1 protein-coding gene is annotated in these 2,866 nt (G+C 67.4%); it reads left to right on the forward strand.

Annotated features, from left to right (window positions below):
* On the forward strand, nucleotides 1–2,866 hold a 2,866-nt coding region (locus AU187_RS16395; RefSeq protein ID WP_156442364.1), incomplete at both ends, for a condensation domain-containing protein.

The following is a 2,866-nucleotide window of genomic DNA, read 5'->3' on the forward strand; positions in this document are numbered from 1 at the left end:
ATCGTCGGATCACCCACAGAATTCCACGCCCTACTGATCAACCAACACATCACCGTCCTCAGCCAAACCCCCTCAGCTGCAAGCGCGCTCTCGACGGACGGTTTGGAGTCGGTGGCATTGGTGGTCGCCGGCGAGCCCTGCCCGCCCGAGCTGGTGGACCGCTGGGCGCCCGGTCGGGTGATGATCAACGCCTACTGCGAGACCGAAACGTCCTTTGCGGCCTCGAGTGCGCCGCTGACAGCGGGTTCGGATGCGCCGATCGGTTCGCCGACGCCGGGAACGGCGTTGTTCGTTCTGGATGAATGGTTGCGACCAGTGCCGGCGGGCGTGGTCGGCGAACTGTATGTGGCCGGTGCCGGGTTGGCGTATGGGTATGTGCGCCAGGGTTCTTCGACTGCGACGCGGTTTGTGCCGTGTCCGTTCGGGAGGCCCGGCGACCGGATGTACCGCACCGGGAACCTGGCGCGCTGGGGCGCCGACGGGCAGCTGCGGTACGTCGGGCGCGCCGACAAGCAGGTCAAGATCCACGGGAGCACCGTCGAGCCCGGGGAGATCGAGGCGGCGCTGGCAGCCCATCCTCGGGTAGCGCAGGCCGCGGTCACCGCCCACCCGGCGTCAACGGTGAACTCCGGTGAGGGGGTTGGTGACACCCAGCTGGCCGGCTATGTCGTGCTGGATCAGCAGATGAAGTTGGTCCGGGAGCCGCAGCGAGAAACGCAGCTCGTTGACCAGTGGCAGGGTGTGTACGAGGGCCTGTATTCGGAGTCGACGTCGTCCTCCAACTCGCCGGCGGCGCTAGGGGAGGATTTCGGAGGCTGGAACAGCAGCTATACCGGGGCTCCGATCCCGCTGGAGGAAATGCGGGAGTGGCGGACGGCTGCGGTGGACCGGATCCGGGGACTGGGCCCGCGGCGGGTGCTGGAGATCGGCGTGGGTTCTGGGCTGCTGCTTGCGCAGGTGGCCCCGGAATGCGACGAGTACTGGGGTACGGACTTCTCGGCGTCGACGATCCAGGCGCTGCAGGTGGCCGTGGCCGGCCGGCCGTGGGGCGACCAGGTGCGGTTGCGGGTTCAGCCGGCCGATGTCACCGATGGGCTGCCGCAGGGGCATTTCGATGTTGTGGTGCTCAACTCGGTGGTGCAGTACTTTCCGAGCGCGGGTTACCTGCTTGATGTGCTGGCAGCGGCGATGCGGCTGCTGGCCCCGGGCGGGGCATTGTTCATCGGCGACGTGCGCAATCTGTCGTTGCTTTCAGCGTTCACCACCGGCGTGGCGTGCGCCGATTCCGCCGGCGGACACGACACGACCGCAGCCGTTCGCGAGCGCGTGCACGGGGAAATGCTCGCCGAGCGCGAATTGCTGTTGGCGCCGGAGTTCTTCGCGGCCTTGCCGCAGCACCTTCCCGAGATCGCCGCGGTGGATGTGCAGCTCAAGCAGATGCGGGCGGTCAACGAACTCAGCGGTTACCGATATGAGGTCGTGCTGCGTAAGGCACCGGTGCCGGTGCGTTCCCTGGCGGACCTACCCGCGCAACCGTGGCAGCGGTTCGGGAGCCTGGCCAGGCTGGGCGAGTATCTGCGGTCGCAGCAGGTGCCCGGGCTGCGTGTCACCGGCGCACCGCACGGCGGGATATGGCCCGATGTGGCGCTGGCGCGGGCGGTGACCGAGGCCGATGATCAGCTGTCTGTCAGCGAATTGCGGGCCCGCTCAACCGAACCCGGCGCGGTGTTGCCGCACGAGTGCGATCAGCTTGGCCGGGAACTGGGATATGCCACGGCCGTGACCTGGTCGCCGAGCGCCGGCCTGGTGGACATCATCTACACCCGCGCCGACCAACCCTCAGATGATCACGGGCCGGCGGCGCTGTCGGATCTCTACGTGCCGGCGACACGGGTCGGTTCCTTGGCGGGGTACGTCAACGACCCGTCGGCCGCCGAACGCGCAGCCGAGCTGCGCGGTTTCGTGGCCGGCCGGTTGCCGCAGTTCATGGTGCCGGCGGCGATCACGGTGCTGGATGCGCTGCCGTTGGCGGTGAACGGCAAACTTGATCGCCGGGCGTTGCCGGCGCCGGAGTTCGTCAGTGAGTTGGCCTATCGCGCGCCACGTGATCATTGCGAACGGGTGTTGGCCGGGCTGTTCGGCGAGATTCTCGGCGCCACCTTGGTCGGCATCGACGACTCGTTCTTCGCCCTGGGTGGGAGCTCGCTGTCCGCGGCACGGCTGGTGGCGCGGCTCCGGACCGAACTCGGTGTGCAGGTCCCGATCCGGGTGCTGTACGAGGCGCCGACCGTCGTCGGGCTGGCCGAGTGGATCAGGCGACACGACGAGGACCGGGCCAGGGACCGGAACGCAGCCACGTTGACGGTGCGGCAGCGACCTGCGGTGGTGCCGTTGTCGTTTGCGCAGAGTCGGTTGTGGTTTGTCGATCAGTTTGGTGGTGCTGAGGGTCAGCAGCCGGTGTACAACATGGCGTCCGCGTTGCGGTTGTGTGGGCGGCTTGATGTTGGGGCGTTGGGTGCGGCGTTGGGCGATGTGGTGGGTCGTCATGAGAGTTTGCGCACGGTGTTCCCGGCTGTTGATGGGGTTCCTCAGCAGGTGGTGGTGCCGGTTGAGCGGGTGGGGTTGGGGTTTGAGGTTGTTGATGCTGCGGGTTGGCCGGCGGGGCGGTTGACGCAGGCGGTGGCCGCGGCGGCGGGTCATCGGTTTGATTTGGCTGCTGAGATTCCGTTGCGGGCTTGGCTTTTCGCGGTGGCTGCCGATGAGTTCGTGTTGGTGGTGGTGGTGCACCATATCGCCGCTGATGGTTGGTCGTTGGGTGTGTTGGCCGCTGATGTGGGGGTGGCTTATGGGGCTCGGTGTGCGGTCA

It is taken from the genome of Mycobacterium sp. IS-1556, from assembly GCF_001499985.1.
In the GTDB taxonomy this organism is placed as follows: domain Bacteria; phylum Actinomycetota; class Actinomycetes; order Mycobacteriales; family Mycobacteriaceae; genus Mycobacterium.